19 protein-coding genes are annotated in these 20,376 nt (G+C 69.1%); 4 read left to right on the top strand and 15 right to left on the bottom strand.

Features of this window, described 5'->3' with window-relative positions; all coding sequences use genetic code 11:
* Nucleotides 1-67 precede the first annotated feature (67 nt).
* Nucleotides 68-1,231 carry an ROK family transcriptional regulator gene (locus G5C66_RS05980; protein ID WP_165110053.1) on the top strand — a complete coding sequence of 388 codons (1,164 nt, stop codon included), beginning with the start codon at nt 68-70 and terminating at the stop codon, nt 1,229-1,231.
* Nucleotides 1,232-1,242: 11 nt separating this feature from the next.
* On the opposite strand, the gene G5C66_RS05985 is transcribed toward G5C66_RS05980, so the two are convergent.
* The gene (locus G5C66_RS05985) at nt 1,243-1,908 is read right to left on the bottom strand and encodes an SIMPL domain-containing protein (protein WP_165110054.1); all 666 of its coding nucleotides are present in this window, start codon (nt 1,906-1,908) and stop codon (nt 1,243-1,245) included.
* Between the two features lie 39 nt (nt 1,909-1,947).
* Here G5C66_RS05985 and G5C66_RS05990 point away from each other — a divergent pair, with 39 nt between their 5' ends.
* Entirely contained in the window at nt 1,948-3,180 is a 1,233-nt protein-coding gene (locus tag G5C66_RS05990; protein WP_338144082.1) for a low temperature requirement protein A, read from the top strand.
* Nucleotides 3,181-3,244: 64 nt separating this feature from the next.
* Here G5C66_RS05990 and G5C66_RS05995 read toward each other — a convergent pair whose 3' ends face one another.
* The 6 genes from G5C66_RS05995 to G5C66_RS06020 form a co-directional block, all read right to left on the bottom strand.
* Entirely contained in the window at nt 3,245-4,090 is an 846-nt protein-coding gene (locus tag G5C66_RS05995; protein ID WP_165110055.1) for a PadR family transcriptional regulator, read from the bottom strand.
* A gap of 149 nt (nt 4,091-4,239) precedes the next feature.
* Complete coding sequence (locus G5C66_RS06000) at nt 4,240-5,556, bottom strand: mechanosensitive ion channel (protein ID WP_165110056.1); 1,317 nt, start codon at nt 5,554-5,556, stop codon at nt 4,240-4,242.
* A gap of 238 nt (nt 5,557-5,794) precedes the next feature.
* Nucleotides 5,795-7,723 carry a M3 family metallopeptidase gene (locus tag G5C66_RS06005; RefSeq protein WP_165110057.1) on the bottom strand — a complete coding sequence of 643 codons (1,929 nt, stop codon included), beginning with the start codon at nt 7,721-7,723 and terminating at the stop codon, nt 5,795-5,797.
* 71 nt (nt 7,724-7,794) lie between these two features.
* Nucleotides 7,795-8,160 carry a YciI family protein gene (locus G5C66_RS06010; RefSeq protein WP_165110058.1) on the bottom strand — a complete coding sequence of 122 codons (366 nt, stop codon included), beginning with the start codon at nt 8,158-8,160 and terminating at the stop codon, nt 7,795-7,797.
* Between the two features lie 106 nt (nt 8,161-8,266).
* Nucleotides 8,267-9,511, bottom strand: a complete 1,245-nt coding sequence (locus G5C66_RS06015; RefSeq protein WP_165110059.1) for an RNA polymerase sigma factor — start codon at nt 9,509-9,511, stop codon at nt 8,267-8,269.
* 7 nt (nt 9,512-9,518) lie between these two features.
* A complete protein-coding gene (locus G5C66_RS06020) occupies nt 9,519-9,893 on the bottom strand; it encodes a YciI family protein (protein ID WP_165110060.1) in 375 nt (124 codons plus the stop codon).
* Between the two features lie 150 nt (nt 9,894-10,043).
* Between G5C66_RS06020 and G5C66_RS06025 the strand changes: the two genes are divergently transcribed.
* A complete protein-coding gene (locus tag G5C66_RS06025) occupies nt 10,044-11,342 on the top strand; it encodes an MFS transporter (protein ID WP_165110061.1) in 1,299 nt (432 codons plus the stop codon).
* On the opposite strand, the gene G5C66_RS06030 is transcribed toward G5C66_RS06025, so the two are convergent.
* The 7 genes from G5C66_RS06030 to G5C66_RS06060 all read right to left on the bottom strand — a co-directional run bounded on the left by G5C66_RS06030 (nt 11,280) and on the right by G5C66_RS06060 (nt 18,845).
* On the bottom strand, nt 11,280-12,152 hold the full coding sequence (locus tag G5C66_RS06030) for an alpha/beta fold hydrolase (RefSeq protein WP_165110062.1): 873 nt from the start codon (nt 12,150-12,152) through the stop codon (nt 11,280-11,282). The two genes, G5C66_RS06025 and G5C66_RS06030, sit on opposite strands and share 63 nt — an antisense overlap.
* 176 nt (nt 12,153-12,328) lie before the next feature.
* Nucleotides 12,329-13,432: a glycosyltransferase family 2 protein gene (locus tag G5C66_RS06035; RefSeq protein WP_241248275.1), complete on the bottom strand. Its 1,104-nt coding sequence runs from the start codon at nt 13,430-13,432 to the stop codon at nt 12,329-12,331.
* Between the two features lie 20 nt (nt 13,433-13,452).
* Nucleotides 13,453-14,838: a metallophosphoesterase gene (locus tag G5C66_RS06040; protein ID WP_165110064.1), complete on the bottom strand. Its 1,386-nt coding sequence runs from the start codon at nt 14,836-14,838 to the stop codon at nt 13,453-13,455.
* A gap of 74 nt (nt 14,839-14,912) precedes the next feature.
* Nucleotides 14,913-15,821: a pseudouridine-5'-phosphate glycosidase gene (locus G5C66_RS06045; RefSeq protein ID WP_165110065.1), complete on the bottom strand. Its 909-nt coding sequence runs from the start codon at nt 15,819-15,821 to the stop codon at nt 14,913-14,915.
* Nucleotides 15,818-16,756 (bottom strand): carbohydrate kinase family protein, encoded by a 939-nt coding sequence (locus G5C66_RS06050; protein WP_241248276.1) that lies wholly within the window; start codon nt 16,754-16,756, stop codon nt 15,818-15,820. The genes G5C66_RS06045 and G5C66_RS06050 overlap by 4 nt, the downstream gene beginning before the upstream one ends.
* A gap of 90 nt (nt 16,757-16,846) precedes the next feature.
* Complete coding sequence (locus G5C66_RS06055) at nt 16,847-18,115, bottom strand: alpha-hydroxy-acid oxidizing protein (RefSeq protein ID WP_165110067.1); 1,269 nt, start codon at nt 18,113-18,115, stop codon at nt 16,847-16,849.
* Between the two features lie 79 nt (nt 18,116-18,194).
* Nucleotides 18,195-18,845: a TetR/AcrR family transcriptional regulator gene (locus tag G5C66_RS06060; protein WP_165110068.1), complete on the bottom strand. Its 651-nt coding sequence runs from the start codon at nt 18,843-18,845 to the stop codon at nt 18,195-18,197.
* Between the two features lie 70 nt (nt 18,846-18,915).
* Here G5C66_RS06060 and G5C66_RS06065 point away from each other — a divergent pair, with 70 nt between their 5' ends.
* On the top strand, nt 18,916-19,803 hold the full coding sequence (locus G5C66_RS06065) for a sterol desaturase family protein (protein ID WP_165110069.1): 888 nt from the start codon (nt 18,916-18,918) through the stop codon (nt 19,801-19,803).
* On the opposite strand, the gene G5C66_RS06070 is transcribed toward G5C66_RS06065, so the two are convergent.
* Complete coding sequence (locus G5C66_RS06070) at nt 19,766-20,359, bottom strand: hypothetical protein (protein WP_165110070.1); 594 nt, start codon at nt 20,357-20,359, stop codon at nt 19,766-19,768. The two genes, G5C66_RS06065 and G5C66_RS06070, sit on opposite strands and share 38 nt — an antisense overlap.
* Nucleotides 20,360-20,376: the final 17 nt, after the last annotated feature.

Here is a 20,376-nt window from a genome sequence, read left to right on the forward strand (position 1 = left end):
ACGATCTTTGGATCGATACAAGTAAATCTTTGGTACGTCGAAGACATAAGTGGCGTAGGCTCGCCTCATGCCCGAGATGACAACCGCCGCCGACGTCCTCGATCTGGTGCGCTCCGGACGCGCCGTGACCCGCAGCGATCTGCAGAAGACGACCGGCCTGTCGCGTACGGCCGTGGTCTCGCGGGTCTCGGCCCTCGTCGACGCCGGGCTGCTCCTCACCGGCGAGGAGCTCGCCTCCACCGGTGGCCGACCGCCGGGGTCGCTGAGCTTCAACGCCGACGCCGGAGTCGTCCTGGCGGTGGCGATCGGGCGCTCCCGCAGCCAGCTGGCCGTCTTCGACCTCGACGGCCGCGAGCTCGCCGGGGACACCCGCGACCACGAGGTCGGGATCGCCGCCGACGACCTGATGCCTGACGTGACCGACCGGCTCGAGCGACTCCTGGAGGGCATCGAGCCGCCGGTGCTCGGCGTCGGGATGAGCCTGCCCGGCGTGGTCGACCCGGTCCGCCGGGTCTCGGTCGACTCACCGGTGATGCGGGGCTGGGACGGCGTCGCGCTCGACCCCTACTTCGAGCGGCTCACCGACGGCCCGCTGGTGCTCGTGAACGACACCGATGCCCTGGCCACGGCCGAGCTCTTCGGCAGCGGGCTCCACCCGCGCGACGCGCTCGTCGTCAAGGCGTCCACCGGCCTCGGCCTGGCGGTCATCGCCGACGGCAAGGTGCTGCGCGGCCACGCCGGCGCCGTCGGCGAGATCGGCCACACCCGGGTCGAGTCCGCCGGCGAGCGCCCCTGCCGCTGCGGGGCGACCGGCTGCCTGGAGACCGTCGCGGCCGGCTGGGCGCTGACCCAGGGCCTGGTCGACTCCGGCGTCTCCGCCGGCCACATCCGCGATCTCGTCGCCGCCGCACTCGCCGGCGACGCGATCGCCCGCGGCCTGCTGCGCGAGGCCGGCCGCCAGCTCGGCGAGGTGCTGGCGATCGCGATCAACCTGCTCAACCCCGAGGTCGTCGTCATCGGCGGCGACATGGCGGCCGCCTTCGACCTGTTCACCGCGGGCGTGCGCGAGACGGTCTACTCCCGCTCGACCGCGCTGGCCACCCGCGACCTCACCTTCGTACCCTCCACCCACGCCGACTCCACCGGCATGGTCGGCTGCGCCGCGGTGGCCATCAACCACCTGCTCTCCCCCGAGCGTCTCGACGCCCAGCTGGGTGCCGCTGCCAAGTAGCCCGTCAACGGTCAGGAGGTGACCGTGAAGGCGGCCTCGACCTCGGCGTTGACCGTGATGTCGTCGGGATCGAAGGCCAGGTCAGGAGCGGTCGAGCCCCGATGCATCTTGGGCGCGGCCGCCATCTCCATGGCCGCCGACGCGTACGCGACCTCATGGCTGACGCCGACGTCGTTGATGCTCCGGACCGCGACCGGCCCGAGGTCGAGCGCATCGGCGTAGTCCTGCGCACGCACCTTCGCCTGGCGCACCGCCTCCTGACGTACGTCCCGCTCGACCTTCAGGCGGCTGTCCTTGGTCAGGCGCCACTCGATGTGGTGGACCTGGAGACCGTCGTCGGCCGCGGTGCGGCCGACCCAGGCCGACAGCGCCGTGAAGTCGACGAACTCGGCCGTGAGCCCCACGGACGCCCGGTGCACGAGCGGCAGCTGCTTTCCGTCCTGGCTCCACGGCCGCTCCGCCGACGTACGAACCCGCTGGACGACGAACCGCTCGATCGCGCCATCCCGCTCGAGGCGCTCGAGCTCCGCCCGCACGCCGTGCAGTCCCCGCTGCACCCGCTCCATCACCGGCTCCGGCGAGGACCCGTCGAACACGACCTCGGCCGACACCACCCCGCGCTCCGGCGCCACCTCGACGCTGTGTGACCCACGCACCTTGATCAGGATGTCGCTCATGCCACGAAACGTACGCTCCCAGGTCCTATCCTCACCAGGGTGAATGCAACGAGCCGCCTGCGGCAGATGACCGGACGCGACCCGCACGAGGACCATCGGGCCGCCACCCCCTTGGAGCTGCTCTTCGACCTCACCTTCGTGGTGGCCTTCGGGGTGAGCGGCAACGAGCTGGCCCATCAGCTCGCGGAAGGACACATCGCGGCGGGGATCGTGGCGTTCTGCTTCGCCTCGTTCGCGATCTGCTGGGCCTGGATCAACTACTCCTGGATGGCCTCGGCCTACGACACCGACGACTGGGCGTTCCGGCTGCTCACGATGGTGCAGATGGTCGGTGTGATCATCATGGCGCTCGGCCTGCCGGAGCTGTTCGAGAGCATCCACGAGGGTCACCGGCTCCACAACGAGATCGTGATCGTCGGGTACGTCGTGATGCGGGTCGCGCTCTGCGGCCAATGGATGCGCGCCTGGCGTCAGGACCCGGCCCGACGCCCCGCGCACCGGGTCTACCTGATCACGATCCTCACGGCGCAGGTGCTCTGGTGCATCATCGCCATCCTGCCGCTGACCGTGTCCGTCGCGTTCGCGGCGATGCTGGTGCCCCTGGTGATCGAGCTGGTCGGTCCGTTCATCGCCGAGCGCCACTTCGGCGGCACACCCTGGCACGCCCACCACATCGCCGAGCGCTACGGCCTGCTGACGATCATCACCCTCGGCGAGGGCGTGATCGGCACCGTCGCGGTGATGTCCGCGATCGTCCACGAGCCGGAGCTCGGGTGGAGCCTCGACGCGATCCTGCTGCTCACGGCCGGGATCGGCCTGACCTTCGGCCAGTGGTGGACCTACTTCACGATCCCCTGGGCAGAGGTGCTCCACCGCCGTCGCGACCGCTCGTTCCTGTGGGGCTACGGCCACATCCTGCTCTTCGCCTCGATCGCAGCCACCGGCGCCGGCCTCCACGTGGCCGCCTACCTGCTCGAGCACCACTCCAAGCTCGGCGAGGTCGGCACGGTCGCGTCCGTGACGATCCCGGTCGCGGCCTACGCCCTGCTCCTGTACGTCCTCTACAACTCGTTCATGCACGTGATCGACCCGTTCCACATCCTCCTGGTCGGGCTCACCGCCGCCGTGCTGATCGCGAGCATCGTGATGGCGGTCGCGGGCGTGCCGGTGGCGTGGTGCCTCATCGTCGTCGCGCTGGCGCCGGTGGTCACCATCGTCGGCTACGAAGCCGTCGGCCACCGCCACATGGTCGACCACCTCGACGCCCTCTGAGTCGGCCGCGAATTGAGCAGGTGCCCCACGCTCGGGAGCGTGGGGCACCTGCCGTTGCTGGAGATCAGGCCTTCGGGTCGGGGCCGGGGTCGTCGCCGTCGTCCGTCTCCTCGGCCTCGTCGATCTGCTCGGCGGTGATGGTGTGCTCATCGTCGCCGGCCGCGAGGAGGCCGTAGAGCTTGCGGCGGGTGTCGGCGAGGATGTCGGCGGCGGCCTGGCGCTGGGCGTCGGTGCCGGAGGTGGCGAGCTGCCACACGGCCGGGAGCACCTGGGCGAGCTCGCCGCCGAGGACTCCGAAGCCGGCCAGGTCACCCAGACCACCGGGACCACCACGGCCGCCGCGGCTCTGCTCGCGGGCGTTGTCGACGGCCTTGTCGAACGGCTTCCAAACCGCCGCCAGCTCGTCGCTGTGCTCAGTGGCGTAGGTCTTGCCGGCCTCGGTCAGCCGGATCGCCCGGCGGCCGTGCTCGTCGTCGGACTCCACGAGACCCTCGTCCTCGAGCTGCTGGATGGTCGGGTAGACCGAGCCGGGGCTCGGCCGCCACTCACCCGAGCTGCGCTCGGAGATCTGCTGGATCACCTGGTAGCCGTTGATCACCTGGCCCTGCTCGGCCGCTTCGGCCATCACGTAGATGATGGCGGAGCGTACGTCGCCACGACGGACCCGGGGACCGGGCCGCTGCGGGGGCTGGTTGTCGAAGCCGAGCAGCGCCGCGATCCAGGGCGGCGGGCCGGCCGGTCCGCGTCCGCGACCGTGGTGGCCGCCCTGCCATCCGGGTCCACCCCAACCAGGTCCGCCCCAGCCGGGACCACCCTGCCAGCCATGGGAGCGGCGCGGGCCGCCCTTGCCGAACTCTCGACCGATCTGGTCGATCCACTCACCCCACGGGTTGCTGTTGTTGTACGTCATCGGGTTCTCTCTTTCAGAAGTCTCGATCGCGTTCCTTCGCGATATATCGTGATCGTACGCCGCTCCACACACCCGTTCAAGCGAAATGGAAGGGAGCCCCCGGAAATCCGGGGGCTCCCTGAGTCAGACCCTGACGGTCGTCGCTGCGATCAGACGCCGGGCGTCTGGGGCGGCGGCGGGGTCGTCGGCGGGGTCTGGGGCGTGGTCGGCGTGGTCGCCGCGCGCGCACCACCCTGCGCCTGGAGGCGCTCCAGCTGACGGGCGGCAGCGTCGCGACCACCCAGGCCGAAGGCGAGCGCCGCGGCAGCGGCACCACCGACGACCACGGCACCGAAGCCGAGGTTGATGATCGAGTCGGCCAGACCCATGAACTTGAGCCCGATGGCGACGAACAGCGCGATCGTGGCGTACTTCAGGATCTGCGAGGCCGCGCCGGAGACCAGCTTGGCGATCGTGGTGGCGATGAAGAAGCCGGCAGCGATGATCGCCGCACCGAAGATGACCTTGCCGCCCAGCTCGAGCACCTCGCTGATGAACGCGGTGATCTGCGGGAAGTCGAGCATCTGCGCGGCCATCACGGCGAAGAACAGCACGATGCCGATCTGCACGATCTTGGTGATCGCCGGGGTGGCGCTCTTGTCGGCGGGGAGCACGTCCATGGAGTGCAGCGAACGGTCCAGGCCGACGCCGTCGACGATGCCACCGATCAGGTCAGCGGCGAAGCGGGCGATGAAGACGCCGATCGCGAGCAGGATGCCCGCGGCGATGATCTTCGGGATGGCGGCCAGGATCATGTCGAGCATGTCGGTCGCCGGGTCGGAGATCGACCGGATGCCGAGGATCTGCAGGGCGGCGATCGCGACCACGATCATGATCATCGAGTAGAGGACCAGGCCGATGACCTTGACGATCTGGCGACCCTGCGAGGCACCCGTGGCGGCCGCGGATCCCGGCGGCGCGGTGCCCGGCGCCTGACCGGACACTCGGGTGCGGTTCGGGTCGACCCCGACTGTGGCGTCCATCGTGTCGCTCGCCTTGCGCGCGCCGTCACCGAGCCAACGGTCCCAGGGCAGAGCCCCGAGGGCGGTCTCGACGAGCTGGCGCACCACCTTCGCGAGCAGCGCACCGACGATGAACACGAAGATGGCCCCGATGAGGTTCGGCAGGAACCCGAGGATCCCGTCGAGCAGCCCCTGGATCGGTGCGAGCACCTGCGAGAGCCCAAAGAGCTGTAGCAGCGCAATCAGGCCGAACAGCCAGACGAGTAGGGCTGCCACCGAGCCGAGACTCGCGCCGATGCTGTCACCGTCCGAGCCGGCCTTCTGGAGCACTCCGATCTTCGAGGTCAGCTTCTTGAACGCCCACGCGACGATCTTGGCGATGATCCACGTGACGACGAGGATGGCGATGGCGGCAAGCACTTTGCCCCCGAGAGCCACCCAGTCGATGTCCTTCAAGGCATCCATCTATCTCTCCCCCTATGCGGGTATTGAATTCAGGGTGCCTGGGAATCGACGCGCAGTCCCGAGTGGCGCACGCAACAGGCACCTCTGCTGTAGAGACGTTTACCCAGCGAGGCTCAAGACGCAAGTTTGCCGCTCCAACGGACGCAAAATGCGTCAACCTTTACGAAAATTGACGCCCAGAGCCCTGCTACATCTCCGCCGCAGACGTACCCGTACTTGCCGCCTTTTATGCGAACCGTCAGGCGACCAACCAGGCGGCGTAGGCGTCGAACCCATAGGGACGGCCTAGGAAATCGGCCACCAGATCGGCCGCATCCTTCTCGCCACCACGAGCCAGCACGAGGTCGCGATAACGCCCGGCCACCTCGGGATCGAACAGGTTCTCGCGGTCGAAAGCACTGAAGAGATCCTTGGCGATCACCAGCGACCACATATACGTGTAATACCCCGAGGAGTAACCGCCGAGGTGGCCGAAATTGGCGAAGAAGTGAGTGCCGTCGATGTAGGGATAGGGAGAGTACGCCGCCTGCAGCTCCTGCAGCCGCTTGGTGAGATCCTCGGGCTGCTCCTTGTGGAACCAGTAGGAGATCGCGGCATAGAACATCTGCTGCCGCGCGTGGTAGCCCTTGCCGAAGTCGTCCGCGGCCCGCATCCGGACCACCAGGTCGGCGGGGATCGGCTCGCCGGCGTCGTTGGTCGCGAAGGTCTGGAGCACGTCGGCGTCCCAGGCCCACTCCTCCAGCATCTGGCTGGGAGCCTCGACGAAGTCCCACTCCGTCGCCACACCGGAGAACCGCGCCCACTCGCCCTGGCCGCCCAGGACGTGGTGGATCAGGTGGCCGAACTCGTGGAAGAGGGTCACCACGTGGTCGTGCTCCATCAGGCCGCGGGAGAAGTTGCAGACCAGCACGCCCTCGGGCAGCTGCCGTCCCTTCACCCCGGGAGCCAGGTCGAACTGCGCCGCATGCTTGTACTTGCCCTCGCGCGGGTGGAGGTCGAGGTAGATGCGCCCGAGACGCTCCCCGCCGTCGTGCGGATAGACGTCGAAGACGGTCACGTCCTCGTGCCATGTGACGCCGTCGGAGACGGGCTCGTAGCGCAGGCCGAAGAGCCGGCCGGTGACGTCGAGCAGACCCTGGTGGACCTTCGCGAAGTCGAAGTACGTACGCACCACCTGGCTGTCGACGCCGTACTTCTCCTGTCGCACCAGCTCCTCGTAGTAGAGCGCGTCGGCCGCGGACACCGCGCTGGCCCCCGGGACGTCGCGCTCGTAGCGGTCGAGGAGCACCTCGAGGTCGCGCTTCATCCGCCCCTCGGCGGCGCTGGCGATCTTGTCGATGAACTCCGGGATCGCCCGCCCCTCGCCGATCATCTTCACCTCGGCGTCGAAGGCCGGCCAGTCCTCGTAGCCGACCAGGGTGGCCAGCTCGTGCCGGAGCGCGAACATCTCCTTGAGGACCGCGTCGTTGTGGGGCCAGCCGCGCTCGAGCCCGGCGATCGTGACGGCGCGACGGATCGCGGGGTCCTTGACGAACATCCGCGCCGGGAGCGCGTCGGGGTAGTCGGTGGTGATCTCCACCAGCCCCTGGCCGTTGACCGGGTGGGCCTCCAACCAGTCGGCCGGCATGCCGTCGAGCTGCTCCGGGGTGGCTGTGGTGATGCGTACATCGTCCCTGGTGACGCGGGAGAACTCCAGGTTGAGCTCGGTGAGCCGCTCGTTGATCTCGGTGAGCCGGGCGCGGGTGGCGTCGTCGCGGTCGACGCCGGCGCGAGTGAAGTCCTGCAGCGTCTTCTCGAGGAGCCGAGCGGCGAGCGGGTCGAGAGCATCGGTCTGGTCCGCCGGCAGGTCTGCGAAGACCTGGTAGAGCGCCCGGTCCTGGGTGAGCTCCGTGCGCAGCCGGTCGACCTCGACCTCGGTGTCCTCGCACGCCGTGCGGACCGCCTCGACGGGGTGGACGTTGGCGAGCAGGCCGGCCAGCCCGCCGAGCGAGCCGAGCTCGAGGGAGAGCTGGTCCCAGGCCTTCAGCACCTCCAGCGCCTGGCTCGGCGGCGCGCTCCGCAGCTGCTCCGCCAGCTCACGCACGTGGGTCAGCGTCTGCGAGGTACGCTCCTTGACCCAGGTCTCCGCGTTGTCGGTCTCGGGCAGGGCAAGCGGCGCTGGCGTCATGCAGCAAGCCTGCCACGACCTGAAACGCTTCGCCGCCGAGATCCGGCGAAGCGTCGGATCAGGTCTGCAACTCACTCCTCGATGCGCGGCGGTCCCGGGAAGCGGTGGATCTCCTGCGGCCAGTCGAGCGCGACCGCCATCTTGCCGGCCCAGTAGCGCGCGGTCTCGTCGTCGGGCACGTCGATGACGAAGAAGCCGCCGAGGTGCTCCTTGGTCTCCACGTACGGGCCATCGGTGAACACGGGCTCGCCGTCGTCGCCGAGCTCGACGCTGCAGATCGCGGTCGAGGCGTCGATCCCGCCGTTGCCGTAGACGAAGACCCCCGCGTCCTTCATCTCCTTGGTCACGGCCATCGAGGTGTCGCGCTTGTGGATCAGCTGCTCCATGGTGTGCTCGGCGACCCACTCGTCGTTGAACGCGATGATGTACTCCGGCATTTCGCTCTTCTCTCCTGTGTCGTCGGCGGCGGCCCGGTGACCGCCGTTCACCTCTTCTACGAACGCACCCGCGCCGATCCGACAGCCTCGGACGAATTTCTTCGGATCATCTCCCGAGCTGGTCCCTGCGCCTGGTCAGCAGCGCGACCTCGGCGGCGTTCTCGGCGAGCTCGATGGCCCGGTCGTACGCCGCCCGCGACTCACCGCTGCGACCGAGCCGGCGCAGCAGGTCGGCCCGGGTGGCGTGGAAGGCGTGGTAGTCGTCCAGGCTGGATCCGAGGTGCCGGTCGATCTCGGCCAGCGCGACCTCGGGACCGTCCAGCTCGGCGACCGCGATCGCACGGTTGAGCCGGACGATCGGCGAGGCGTCGACGCGGAGCATCTGGTCGTAGAGCGCGACGATCTGGGACCAGTCGGTGTCGCGGGCATCGCGCACCGAGGTGTGGACGGCGTTGATGGCGGCCAGGATCTGGTAGCGGCCGGGCCGCGATCCGCCGTTCGCGACGGCCGCGAGCCGCTCGCGCACCAGCGCGTGGCCCTCGGCGATCAGCGCGAGGTCCCAGGAGCCGCGATCCTGCTCGTCGAGCCGGACCAGCTCGCCGGTCGCCGAGACCCGAGCCGTACGCCGCGCCTCGATCAGCAGCATCAGGGCCAGCAGACCGGCGACCTCGCCGTCGTCGGGCAGCAGCGCACGGACCAGCCGGGTCAGCCGGATCGCCTCGGCGGTCAGGTCGCCGCGTACGGAGTTCTCGTGGTCGCCGGAGGAGAGATAGCCCTCGTTGAAGACCAGGAAGAGGACCGCCAGGACGCCCGAGACCCGCTCGGGGAGGTCAGCCGCCTCCGGGACCCGATAGGGGATGTGAGCGGCCTTGATCTTGTTCTTCGCGCGGGTGATCCGCTGGCCCATGGTGGTCTCCTGGACCAGGAAGGCCTTGGCGATCTCGGGCACGGTCAGACCGCCGACCATGCGCAGCGTCAGCGCGACCCGGGCCTCGGGCGCGAGCGCGGGGTGGCAGCAGGTGAACAGCAGCCGGAGCCGGTCGTCCTCGATCGCGCCGAGAGGCTCGTGCGGGGTGTCATCGTGCATCGCGACGGCCTCCTTCTGCTTGTCGTCACGCTTGGACTCGCGGCGGATCCGGTCGATCGCCTTGCGGTTGGCGGTGGTGGTGAGCCAGGCGCCGGGGTTGGGAGGTATGCCGTCGAGCGGCCAGCGCTCGACAGCCACCGTGAACGCCTCGGCCGCCGCGTCCTCGGCGATGTCGAGATCGCCGAAGCGCTTGGCGAGGCTGGCGACCACCCGTGCCCACTCCTCCTGGTGGGCCCGGGTGATCGCCTCATCGACCTCGATCAACGGCGGTTCACGCCTCGGGGCCGGTCTGCATCGGACGCACCTCGACCTTGCCGAGGCACGCGGCCGACGCCTCGGCGGCCAGCTTGAGCGCGACGTCGAGGTCGGGGACGTCGATGATCCAGAAGCCGGCCATGTATTCCTTGGCCTCTGCGTAGGGGCCGTCGGTGATGATCGGCTTGTCGCCCTGGCCGTCGACGACGGTCGCGGTCTTGGCGGCGTCGAGGCCGTCGGCGAAGACGAAGTAACCCTCCTGCTGCAGCTTCTCGTTGAACTTCCCGGTCGCCTCGAACGAGGCCATCATCTCCTCCTGCGAGGCGTAGCCGTAGTGCTCCTTCTCGTAGTCCGAGTCGGGACCCCAGACAGACATCAGGTACTTGGCCATGGTGCTCACTCCTTCGTGTCGGGCGGCCTCGGTGACCGCCTCTCACCCTTGCTACGAACGTCTACCTCGGTATCCGACACCCCACATCAGAATTTCTCCAGGTAAATTCATTCGTTTAGCATCGGTAACCATGTCGAAGACCGCACAGCGATGAGCATCACCGCCAGACTCAGGGGTGCCGTAGCCGACACCCGCCCCCTCCAGGAGCCGCACTTCCGGCGCCTGTGGATCGCCGGGATCATCACCATGATCGGCGCGCAGCTGACCGTGGTCGCGGTGCCGGCGCAGATCTACGCCGACACCGGCTCGAGCGCGTATGTCGGGCTGACCGGTGTCTTCGGCCTGGTCCCGCTGATCATCTTCGGCCTCTACGGCGGCGCGCTCGCGGACCACTTCGACCGGCGTACGATCCTGCTGGTCTCGACCATCGGGCTGATCGCCACCAGCGCGCTCTTCTGGCTCCAGTCCGCGCTCGGCAACACCAACGTCTGGGTGCTGCTGTCGCTCTTCTCGGTGCAGCAGGCCTTCTTCGCGGTCAACCAGCCGACCCGGTCGGCACTGCTCCCCAAGATCCTGCCGGCGCACCTGCTCCCGGCCGCCAACTCGCTCAGCATGACGGTCTTCCAGGCCGGCGCGATCGCCGGACCCCTGGTCGCCGGCGTGATGCTGCCGCTGACCGGCTTCACCTGGCTGTACGCCATCGACACCGTCACGCTCTTCGCGACCCTCTACGCGGTCGTGCTGCTGCCGAAGATCCCCGTCGAGGGCGCCGGCTCGAAGGTGCCCGGGCTGCGGTCGGTGTGGGACGGCTTCGCCTACCTGCGCCACCAGCCGGTGCTGCTGATGAGCTTCGTGGTCGACCTGATCGCGATGGTCTTCGCGATGCCGCGGGCGCTGTTCCCGCAGATCGCGCACGAGTCCTTCGGCGGGCCCGCGGAGGGCGGCATCGCGTTCGCGCTGCTCTTCGCGGCCATCCCGGCGGGCGCGGTGGTCGGCGGGATCTTCTCCGGCTGGGTCTCCCGCATCGAGGCCCAGGGGAAGGTGGTCATCTGGTGCATCGCGGTGTGGGCACTGGGGATCACCCTGTTCGGGCTCACGATCGCGTTCGCGGACCACGTCACGACGATCATGCTGGGGCTCGGCGTGCTCTTCCTGATGGTCGCCGGCGCTGCCGACGTGGCCTCCGCCGCCATCCGGATGTCGATGCTGCAGTCGGCGGCCGACGACAACGTACGCGGCCGGCTGCAGGGCGTCTTCACGGTCGTCGTCGCGGGCGGCCCACGGGTCGCGGACGTCCTGCACGGAGGCGCGGCAGCCGTGGTCGGCACCGCGATCGCGACCACCGGAGGGGGCCTGCTCAACCTCCTCGGGATCGCGCTGTGTGCGCTACTGGTCCCGAGCTTCCTCGCCTACCGGGTCAACCGGACCGAGAGCGAACTCGCGAAGTAGCCCGGCGAGCAGCTCGGGCTGGTCGATCGGCACCAGCGTGGAGGAGTCCTTGACGATCTCCAGCCGCGCGTCGGGGTAGTGCTCAGCCAGCCGCGGACCGTGCTCGGCGGGCATCATCGTGTCCTGGTCGGCCCAGACCACCAGCACCGGCTTGGTGAACTTCTGCTGGCCCTCGGCCAGCTCGAGCAGCTTGGCGCGCCCCGGGGCACCGCCCGCGAACTTGATGAAGTCGCGGCGGATCGCCCGGTCGGTCAGCGCGGGCGCGAACCAGCCGTGAACGAGGTCGTCGTAGAGGTGGTACTCCTTGTCGACCGACATGCCGCCATAGCCGGAGGCCATCTGCCGGAAGCTCTCCATGCGGAACAGCTGCAGCCCCGCGGTGAACAGCGGCGGCACCTTGGCGAGCACCGCCAGCGGCCTGGCCGCCTTCGGCGGGTAGTTGTCGAAGGCCTCGCACGCCACCAGCGCCAGCCGCCCGATGCGGTCGGTGCGCTCCTCGTTGATGAGGAACTGGCCACCGCCCCAGTCGTTGAGGACCAGGGTGACGTCGTGGAGGTCGAGGGCGTCGAGGAAGTCGCCGAGGATCCTGGCCACCCCCTGCTGGCTGAGGTCGGCGTCGGGACGCATGGGCTTGCGGTGGCCGCCGAGCGGAAGCGTCGGCCGGATCACCCGGAACCCACCGAAATAGGGCATCGCACGTCGCCACAGGCGGCCGTCCATCGGCACCCCGTGGAGGAGCACCAGGACAGGACCGTCACCGCCGGTATCCTCGAAGTCGATAGGACCGGCCGTCAGCTCGACGCTGGGCATTCAGTGAGCTCCTCGCAGCAACGACGTGGGGTGCCCACACCTTGCCCCCGGGGGAACCCCCGCGCAACGGGAATCGCCCAATTCCCGACGCATACAGGTACATCGCGGGTCTTAAGTCCCTGAGACCCCAGGGACCTTCTGATACGCCCTGGGGTTTCACGTGGATCGCGTGGGGCTCAGAGGCCGACGGGCAGGTCCTCTGCGGCGGCGAACGCCTGGATCGCCTTGGCCGGGCCCCGCTCGTCGATCATCTCGATGAGATCGGCGAGATCGCTGCGGCGGTCCTGCGCGACCAGCCAGGCCATCAGGCGCTGGCCACGCGGGACGGTGGTCTCCTCGAAGGGGACGCCGGCGTCGTACCAGAGCTCGAGGACGACGTCGCGGAGCAGCGACCAGTAGCGGTCGGGATCCTCGGTGGTGGGGTTGACGGCAGCACGGAAGTGCTCCCACATGTCGATCGGGAGGATCTCGGTGCGCAGCGTCCGCATCAGCTTCTCCGAGCCGAAGGCAGCGACCAGCTCGACGGTCTGCCGCTTGGTCGTGATCCGCTCGACCAGGTTGGCGATCTGGGCGCGCTTCTGGGTGGCGGAGGAGAGGTCGGAGCGGACCCGCCAGTCGTAGACGACGTCGCTGAGGATGTCGAAGCTCCGGGCGCTCAGGAACGCCTGGGTCAGGGCGACCTGGTCCTGGTAGCGGGTGCGCTCGGGGAAGGTGATGTCGTTGTCGGTCCAGAAGGAGCGACGGAAGATCTTGTTCCACACGAACACGTCCGCCAGCATCAGCGGCGCGTCCTCGATCCGGCACCTGAGGCGTGTCCGGGTGTGGTTGCGGCGCATCAGCGGGGTGACGTACCTCCGTTCCTCGCCGTTCACGACGGTGACCCGCTCGGCGGAGCCGACCGCGAAGTCGGAGCCCGTACGCCGCAGGGTCCTGATCATCGAGCTCCAAGCGTCGCGGGGCAGGATGTCGTCGGGGTCGACGAAGGTGAGCAGATCACCCGTGGTGGCCTCGATCCCGGTGTGACGGGCGATGGAGACGCCGGAGTTGGGCTGGCTGATCAGCGTGACGCGCGAGTCCTTCGCGGCGATGTCCTTGACGATGTCGGCAGATCCGTCGGTCGAGCCGTCGTCGACCACGACGACCTCGATCGCGCACACCTCGCGCAGTGGTTGGCGCAGGATGCTGTCGAGGCTGTCCGCCACGTAGTCGGCCACGTTGTAGACCGGCACGACCACGCTGAGCAGCCTCGGCTTTCTCCTTCTGATTCCCCCCACGCGCATAGACTCTAAAGGGGCCCGCATCAACGCGACCTGGTGATGGTGAGCGTGTCGACCTCGGACCCGTCGGAGGCGATGACCTCGAGGACGAGCTTGGCCTGCCCGTGGGCATCGCGCGGATGGGCGTCGAAGAAGGCGACCGAGTGGGTCGCGTCGCCGACCGCGCGGTAGGTGGTCGGCTCGGGGATCTTCAGGCCGTTCTTGTCCGTGTAGTAGGAGAGCACGGGCAGGACGTCGGGGTAGGTCGAGCCGCCCCCACCGCCGGCGGTGATGTAGATCGTGCCCTGCTCGGTGTCGACCGTGGCGCCGCGCGGCGCCTCCTGGACCGGCTTGCCGGCGCGCATCAGGTGGGTGCGCTCGTAGCAGTGGTTGTGGCCGTTGATCACCACGTCGGCCTGATAGCGGTCGAAGAGCTCCTCCCAGCGGTCGCGGATGCCGCCGTCGGAGGCGTGCGCGATGTTGGTGCAGTAGGCGCACTGGTGGAAGCCGACCAGGATGAAGTCGATGTCGTCGCGGGCCCGGAAGGCGGCCAGCCGCTGCTCCAGCCAGCTGTCCAGGGCAGCGCCGAGGTAGCCGGCGTTCCGGGTGTATTCGTAGGTCGCGTCGTTGCCGTCGAGCGCGATGAAGGCGACGTTGCCGCGGACGAAGGAGTAGGTCTCCTGGCCGCTGCCGGCACCGTTGCCGGGGTGGCGGAAGCGGGCGCGGTAGCCGTCGTAGCCGAGCTCGCCGTTGCCGTTCTCCATCTCGTGGTTGCCGACCACGGTCATCCACGGGATGGCGTTGGCGCTCGGCTGGATCTGGGCCAGGAACTCGTCCCACACCCCGAAGTCCTGCTGCAGCTCACCGCTCTTGCCCTGACCGCCGGTGTCGGCGTAGGCGATGTCGCCGACGACGAACGCGAACTCGGCGCCCTGCTGGCGGATCAGGTTCACATTGCGTACGGCGTCCTCGGCCACACCCATGTCGCCGAAGGCGGCGAAGCGGAAGCTCTCCCTGCTCTTCGGGGCGGTGGTGAACGAGCCCCGGGTCGGAGTGCCTCCGTCGTGGCTGAGCCGGTAGTAGTAGCGCGTGCCGGGCTTCAGGTCGCTGAGGTCGACGTGGTGGTAGACGCTGTCGACGCGGATCGAGGAGAGCGACTCCGGACGGACCGTGAGCCCGTAGTCGGGCGTGACACCGAGGTCGAGGCGCGCCCCCTGCACCGAGCCTGCGGTCGACCAGGACACGTTCATCTGCCTGACCGGGTTGGCTCCGTAGGAGAGATGTACGCCGGTGGCCGGCGCCGCCGACCTGGCCGCCTGTGTCCACAGCATCGGGCCGGCGACGACTCCCGCGCCACCGATCAGGCCGGTCTTGAGCAGGGTGCGCCGGGACGGGCCGATGCTGGGGCCGGAGTGGGGGCTGACGGTCACGGGAGGATCAACGCATAGACAGGCGAGACGTTAGGCCGCGTGCGGTGTCTCCGGGGTGAACGAGTGGTGAGGAGTTAGACGCTCGCCGCAAAGGTTGCCGCCATTTGCGCACCGAAGGCCGCGTTGTCGCGTACCAGCGCGATGTTGGTCGTCAGCGAGTCACCGGCGGTCAGCTCGACGATCCTGGCCAGCAGGAACGGGGTGATGTCCTTGCCGTGGATGTCGCGGGCATCCGCGTCGGCGAGGGCCTGGTCGATGTGCTTCCCGATCACCTCGGCGGGGATCTCGTCGGCGGCGGGGACCGGGTTGGCGACGACCAGACCGCTGGGCAGGCCGAGGTCCCAGGTGGCCTTCATGACCGCGGCCGCCTCGGCGGGGCCGTCGATGCGCAGCGGCGCCGGGAAGCCGGAGCTGCGGGAGTAGAAGGCCGGGAACTCGTCGCTGCCGTTGACCAGCACCGGCACCCCGTAGGTCTCCAGCGTCTCCAGGGTCAGGCCGATGTCGAGGATCGACTTCACGCCGGCGCTCACCACCGCGACCGGCGTGCGGGCGAGCTCGGTCAGGTCGGCGGAGATGTCGAAGGACTCGCTCGCGCCCCGATGTACGCCGCCGAGCCCACCCGTCACGAACGTCCTGATCCCGACCATCGCCGCCAGGCGCATGGTCGCCGCGACCGTGGTCGCTCCGTGGAGGCCGCGAGCGACGACGTAGGGAAGGTCGCGGACGCTGACCTTCGTCACGTCGGGGTCGGAGGCGAGGAGCTCGAGGTCGTCGTGGTCCAGGCCGGCGCACGGAACGCCGTCGAGCAGCGCGATCGTGGCCGGGACGGCACCGTTGTCGCGCACGATCTGCTCGACCTCGGTGGCCATCTTGACGTTGTCGGGGTAGGGCATGCCGTGGCTGATGATCGTCGACTCCAGCGCGACGACCGGGCTCCCCTCAGCGAGCGCTGTGGCGACCTCGTCGGTGAGCCTCACCTTCATGCGAGCTCCCGCACGAGGCTCTCGCTGAGGTCCATCCGGACGGTGTCGTGGGTGCCGCAGGTCAGCGCGGCCGCGGCGTGGCCGAAGCGCGCCGCCTCGACCAGATCGACCTCACGGAGCAGCTCGTGGGTGAACGCGGCGAGCATCGCGTCGCCGGCGCCGGTCACGTCGACGACGTCGGTCGGCACGGCGGGAAGCTCCTGGTAGACGTCGTTGTAGCTGATCACCGAGCCGCGGGCGCCGAGGCGCACCCAGACGACGCCCACCCCGCGGTCGTGCAGCGAGTGGACCGCCTTCTCGATCTCCGCGTCGGTGCCGGCGGGGAGGTCGGTGAGGGCGGCCAGCTCGGCCTGGTTGGGCGTGACCAGGTAGAGCTCGCGGTCGGCGCGGATCAGGTCACGCGCGCGCCGCGCCTTCGGCACCGAGACCGGGTCGAAGCCGACCGGCACGTCGAAGTCGTGGGCGAGGTCGATCGCCACCTCGGCGGTGCGGACCGGGATGTTGCCCTCGACGAGCACACCCCGCGCATTCTTGATCATGTCGCGGGCCGCCTCCACGACCAGCGGGGAGAACTCGTCGGTCGCGGCCATGTCGGCCACCGCGACCACCAGCTCACCGGAGGAGTCGAGGACGGCGTTGTAGGTGCCGGTGCGTACGTCTGCCCGGCGGCGTACGTAGGTGCAGTCGACGCCGACGTCCTCGGTGTAGCTGATCACCTCGTCGCCGATCGGGTCGTCGCCGACGACCGAGACCAGCGCCACCGAGTCACCCAGGCGCGCGAGGTTCTCGGCGACGTTGCGGCCGACCCCGCCAGGCGAGAGACCGGCGGATCCGGACATGCTCGAACCCATCACCACCTGCTCGTGCGCCCGAGCGTGGAGATCCATGTTGGAGCCGCCGATCACGACGATATCTGGCGGAGATTGCGGGTTCATCACCTGCATCGTAGGTGGGGTGCTCAGATCGCGCCCCCTCATAAAGTATGAACTTGGCGCGGTCCGTACGTGTCCCGCTCACCCCGAGCCTCAGCCGAGGAGCTCCCTGCCGATCTCGTCGGCCGAGCGGCAGCCGACCAGGCCGAGGGAGAGGTCGAGCTCGGCGATCATGTGCTCGACGACGGCCTGGACACCGGCGGCACCGGCGAGCGCGAGGCCGTAGACGTACGGGCGCCCGAGGAGGACCGCGTCCGCACCCAGGGCGAGGGCCTTGAGGATGTCGGCGCCGGACCGGATGCCGGAGTCGAAGAGCACCGGGATGCGGCCGTCGACCTCGTCGACGATGCTCGGCAGGGCGTCGATGGAGGCGATGGCACCGTCGACCTGGCGGCCGCCGTGGTTGGAAACGATGATCCCGTCGACGCCGTGCTCGAGCGCGCGGCGGGCGTCCTCGGGCGCCTGGAGTCCCTTGAGCACGATCGGCAGGTCGGTCATCTCGCGCAGCCGGTCCAGGTCGTCCCAGATCAGGTCTGAGCGGGAGAAGACGTCGAGGAAGGTCTCGACCGCGGCCCGGGCATGCCCCGAACGAAGGCTCTCGACGACCTTGCCCGGATGGTGCTGGGCCATCGAGGCGACAGCGGAGAGGGCCGCGGGGATCTCCCGGAGCCCGGGTCGCACGCTCATCCCGGAGCCCGCCGCGATCCGCTCGTCGACGAGGGCGCGGAAGGCCGGGTCGGAGGTGTACTGCGCGATCCCGAGTCCCCTCGCGAAGGGCAGGTAGCCCAGGTCGAGATCACGCGTACGCCACCCCAGCATGTGGGTGTCGAGCGTGACGACCAGCGCGTCGGAGCCAATGGCCTCGGCGCGGCGTACGAAGGACTCGACGATCGACTCGTCCTTGGACCAGTAGAGCTGGTAGAGCCGCGGGGTGTCCCCGAGATCCGCGGCGACGTCCTCCATCGGGACCGACGCCTGGGTGGAGATGACCATCGGGATGCCGGTCGCACGGGCCGCCGCGGCGACCTCGTGCTCGGCGCGCGGATGGGCGAGCTCGAGCACGCCGACCGGGCCGAGCATCAGCGGCGCCGGCATGTCCACGCCGAACAGGGTCGTACGCAGGTCGCGGGTCTCCACGTTGGCGAGCATCCGGGGCACGAGCCGGAAGTGGTCGAAGGCCGCGGTGTTGGCGGCGACGGTGCGCTGCTGGCCCGCTCCGCCGGCGACGTACGCCCAGGCTTCCTTGCTCATCGCCCGGTGGGCGGCCTCGGCCAGCGCCGAGGGCTCGGTCGGCACCACGGGCCGGTGGCCGAACAGGCCCTTGCGGAAGATCGCCGACTGGAGGTCTCTGCCGATGCTCACGCGCCCGCCTCCGTAGCGCAAGCGCCAGGGTACGGACGCGGGCGCGTGATGATTCGATGGTTCACTCGCTGGTGCTCGCTCACGCGCGAAGGCTACTCGCGGCGGGACCGATCTGGGCGGGAAGCGCGGCACCGGAGACCGCCGTGATCAGCCGGTGGCACCGTTCCGTCATCTCAGCAGGGGTGACGCCCGGATGATCGAGCCACCAGGTGATCAGCGCATCGACGGCGCTCATCCAGACCGCGGTCAGCGCAGAGGCGTCGAGGGGGTCGTCGTCGCCCACGAGCCGCATCAGCTCACCGACGCCCTCGACGGCGAGCCGGGTGATGCGGTCGGTGTAGACCGCGCGAGCCGCCGCCACCTCGCCGTCGTCAGGTGCGGACGGGTCGAAGAGCAGCCGCCACAGCCAGGGCTGGGGCTCGAGGGTGCGGAAGAGACCGTCGAGCGTACGCAGGCCGCGCTCGAGGCCGACGGAGTCGTCGGCGGCGACCCGCTCCATCTCGGCCGCGAGCGTCTCGGCGCCGTAGTTGAAGCTGGCCAGGAAGAGCCCCTCCTTGGAGCCGAAGTACTGGTAGACCAGCGGCTTCGAGATGCCGGCGTCGGCCGCGATCCCGGCGACGGACGCCCGGGCGAACCCGACGGTGCCGAAGACCTCGCAAGCCGTCCGCACGATCTGCAGCTCGCGGTCGGCGCGCGGGACGCCCTTCGTTCCAGCGTTGGCCCGTGACATGACGAAGAGTCTAGCGATGGCATATGACCTTGAGGTAACTTACCCAAAGGTCATATCCCAGGAGGCCCCCATGAACGACGTACTCGACCCTCTGAAGAACCCGCTGACGTACGCGATCCCGTTCTTCGCGCTCTCGATCCTCATCGAGCTGGCCGCGCTGAAGTGGCTCGACCACGACGACAACCTGGCCGGCTACGTCTTCAAGGACGCGCGCACCTCGATCCTGATGGGCGTCGGATCGATCGTGTCGATGACCGTGTTCAAGATCCTGACGCTCGGGATCTACACGGCGATCTTCGCCTACGCGTCCCTGTGGCAGATCCCCAACACCTGGTGGGGCCTGGCGATCTCGGTCGTGCTCGTCGACCTCGCCTACTACTGGAGCCACCGCTTCGTGCACCGCACGCGCGTCGGCTGGGCCGCCCACCAGGCCCACCACTCGTCGGAGTACATGACCTTCGCGACCGCGCTGCGGCAGAAGTGGAACCCGTGGTTCGAGTTCTTCTTCTTCCTGCCGCTGCCGTTCCTGGGCGTCTCGCCGATCGCGATCTACATCGCGTTCTCGGCCAACCTCATCTACCAGTTCTTCGTGCACACCGAGACGGTCGGCAAGCTGTGGCGCCCGATCGAGCTCGTCTTCAACACCCCGAGCCACCACCGCGTCCACCACGGCTCCGACCCGGAGTACCTGGACAAGAACTACGCCGGCATCCTGATCGTCTGGGACCGCCTCTTCGGCACGTTCCAGCCGGAGGTCCAGCGCCCGACGTACGGCCTGACCTACAAGGTCGACACCTACAACCTGCTCCGCCTGGAGTACGGCGCGTTCCGCGAGCTCTGGAACGACGTACGCAGCGCCGACGGCTGGCGGCTCAAGCTGAGCTACCTGTTCCGGCCGCCGGGGTGGACGCCGGAGGAGGCTACGCCGTCCGCCGTCGCCCGAGAATCTGCACGATGATCAGGCCGAGCAGGCCGACGACGACCATCGCGACGCCCGGGGCGGCGACCTCGACGAGCTTGGCTCCCTCGGGCGACGTCGGCTTGCTGAAGCTCACCTGTTGAGGCTCGGGGGAGACCGCCTCGGGGAACTCCTTGGCGATCTCGGCCTGGAGCTTGTCGGTGTACTCCTCGACCCGCGGCGAGCTGCCGGCGGCGAGGATGGTGTCGCCCTTCTGCTGGACGAAGAAGTAGTAGTCCTCGTTGGCGGTCAGCGACTTCCGCTGGCACGGGCCGGTGTTGAGGGTGACCTGGAGGTTGCTGCCGCTGATGACGCCCTTGAGTGCCTTGACGACGGTCACGGGATAGACGACCGGGCCGCCCTTCCGGACGGGCTTGCCGGGGCCGGTCACCCGTGCGTGGAAGACCAGCGGCTCCTTGACGGCGTCGCTGAGCTTGAACGCGGGGCACTTCGCGGGGGCCGTCACCGGGGCCGCGGAGGCGGGGGCTGGGCTCGTCGTGACCACGGCTGTCACCGCAAGAGCGAGGGCAGCGAGGAACTGGGGGACGCGGCGCATGGCGAAGATCAAACCAG

The organism is Nocardioides turkmenicus (assembly GCF_011045035.1).
GTDB lineage: Bacteria > Actinomycetota > Actinomycetes > Propionibacteriales > Nocardioidaceae > Nocardioides > Nocardioides turkmenicus.

What these genes read in the sequence shown, in the direction of transcription:
- G5C66_RS05980 (WP_165110053.1), top strand. Translation starts at nt 68, where the DNA reads ATGCCCGAGATGACAACCGCCGCCGACGTCCTCGATCTGGTGCGCTCC.
- G5C66_RS05985 (WP_165110054.1), bottom strand. Translation starts at nt 1,908, where the DNA reads ATGAGCGACATCCTGATCAAGGTGCGTGGGTCACACAGCGTCGAGGTG.
- G5C66_RS05995 (WP_165110055.1), bottom strand. Translation starts at nt 4,090, where the DNA reads ATGACGTACAACAACAGCAACCCGTGGGGTGAGTGGATCGACCAGATC.
- G5C66_RS06000 (WP_165110056.1), bottom strand. Translation starts at nt 5,556, where the DNA reads ATGGATGCCTTGAAGGACATCGACTGGGTGGCTCTCGGGGGCAAAGTG.
- G5C66_RS06005 (WP_165110057.1), bottom strand. Translation starts at nt 7,723, where the DNA reads ATGACGCCAGCGCCGCTTGCCCTGCCCGAGACCGACAACGCGGAGACC.
- G5C66_RS06010 (WP_165110058.1), bottom strand. Translation starts at nt 8,160, where the DNA reads ATGCCGGAGTACATCATCGCGTTCAACGACGAGTGGGTCGCCGAGCAC.
- G5C66_RS06020 (WP_165110060.1), bottom strand. Translation starts at nt 9,893, where the DNA reads ATGGCCAAGTACCTGATGTCTGTCTGGGGTCCCGACTCGGACTACGAG.
- G5C66_RS06025 (WP_165110061.1), top strand. Translation starts at nt 10,044, where the DNA reads ATGAGCATCACCGCCAGACTCAGGGGTGCCGTAGCCGACACCCGCCCC.
- G5C66_RS06030 (WP_165110062.1), bottom strand. Translation starts at nt 12,152, where the DNA reads ATGCCCAGCGTCGAGCTGACGGCCGGTCCTATCGACTTCGAGGATACC.
- G5C66_RS06035 (WP_241248275.1), bottom strand. Translation starts at nt 13,432, where the DNA reads ATGCGCGTGGGGGGAATCAGAAGGAGAAAGCCGAGGCTGCTCAGCGTG.
- G5C66_RS06045 (WP_165110065.1), bottom strand. Translation starts at nt 15,821, where the DNA reads ATGAAGGTGAGGCTCACCGACGAGGTCGCCACAGCGCTCGCTGAGGGG.
- G5C66_RS06050 (WP_241248276.1), bottom strand. Translation starts at nt 16,756, where the DNA reads ATGAACCCGCAATCTCCGCCAGATATCGTCGTGATCGGCGGCTCCAAC.
- G5C66_RS06060 (WP_165110068.1), bottom strand. Translation starts at nt 18,845, where the DNA reads ATGTCACGGGCCAACGCTGGAACGAAGGGCGTCCCGCGCGCCGACCGC.
- G5C66_RS06065 (WP_165110069.1), top strand. Translation starts at nt 18,916, where the DNA reads ATGAACGACGTACTCGACCCTCTGAAGAACCCGCTGACGTACGCGATC.
- G5C66_RS06070 (WP_165110070.1), bottom strand. Translation starts at nt 20,359, where the DNA reads ATGCGCCGCGTCCCCCAGTTCCTCGCTGCCCTCGCTCTTGCGGTGACA.